The organism is Bartonella sp. AP57NXGY (genome assembly GCF_042195805.1).
Taxonomy (GTDB): Bacteria; Pseudomonadota; Alphaproteobacteria; order Rhizobiales; family Rhizobiaceae; genus Bartonella.
Genome location: NZ_JBHIOZ010000376.1, coordinates 1 through 1,021, shown reverse-complemented (window position 1 = coordinate 1,021; position 1,021 = coordinate 1). Strand labels below are relative to the sequence as shown.

General features: G+C 33.8%; 2 protein-coding genes. Both read right to left on the bottom strand.

Annotation, left to right across the window (positions count from 1 at the left end):
- Positions 1-161, bottom strand: a 161-nt coding sequence (locus ACFIL8_RS10970; RefSeq protein WP_375689810.1) for a hypothetical protein, incomplete at its 3' end; no start/stop codon positions are given.
- Positions 162-454: 293 nt separating this feature from the next.
- On the bottom strand, positions 455-1,021 hold a 567-nt coding region (purQ, locus tag ACFIL8_RS10965; RefSeq protein ID WP_375689808.1), incomplete at its 5' end, for a phosphoribosylformylglycinamidine synthase subunit PurQ.

Sequence of the window (1,021 nt, the reverse complement as noted above, 5' to 3'; positions counted from 1 at the left end):
TTATAGGAACAATGTTCGTTCCACATTGCAGAAAAAATTCCTAGTTCAGTAAATGTTGGTTCTCTACCAATTAACGTTAGGATACGTTGATATTCATCTTCTTTTAGCCCGTGTTGTGCAATGAGTTCTGATGTAATAGTGATGTTATTGCAAGGCTTCATGAGTATTTATCCGTCAAATTAATCGAAATTTAGTATTTTTATTTTTTTAACCTAGCAGCTTATATTATAAACAATAATGTTGTTTAATAATAAAAATATTTATAGACAGTAAGCTGAAGATTTTGTCCGTTTGTTTGGTGGGATTTAAGACTAAAAATGGTCTTAAATAATTATGTGTTTAGAAAATAATATCCATTGTTGTTTGTGAAGAGCTTTGTTGATAGATTTACGATGCGAGAAATGGTATAAATCCTTGTTTTTTTAAATTATGGAGCGCGAGTATTTTTGCAGCATTATCCATTTACTAACTCTAAAGCACTTTGAAAAAGTAAACGACCGTCAGTACCTCCGTGGGCGGGTTCAATAAAGTTTTCAGGATGGGGCATCATACCAAGAATATTACCAGCTTTATTAACAATACCAGCAATATCTTTCATTGAGCCGTTCGGGTTTGTATTTTCTGCATAGCGAAAAACAATTTGTTCATTGTCTTCCATTTGTTTCAATGTTTCACTATCAACAAAATAATTTCCGTCATGATGGGCAACAGGACAACGAATAATTTGTCCTTTAGAATAATATCGAGAAAATTTTGTCTTGGCGTTGACGACTTCAAGCTTGATTTCACGACAAACAAATTTTAAAGAAGCGTTACGCATTAAAGTACCGGGTAATAATCCTGCTTCCAACAAAATTTGAAATCCATTACAGATACCTATAATTGTCGTACCTTCTTGTGCTTTTTCACGAATGGCTTTTAAGACGGGAGTTCGCGCTCCAATCGCACCACATCTTAAGTAGTCGCCATAGGAAAAACCACCAGGAATAATAATAACATCTACATCTGGAATTGTTGTTTC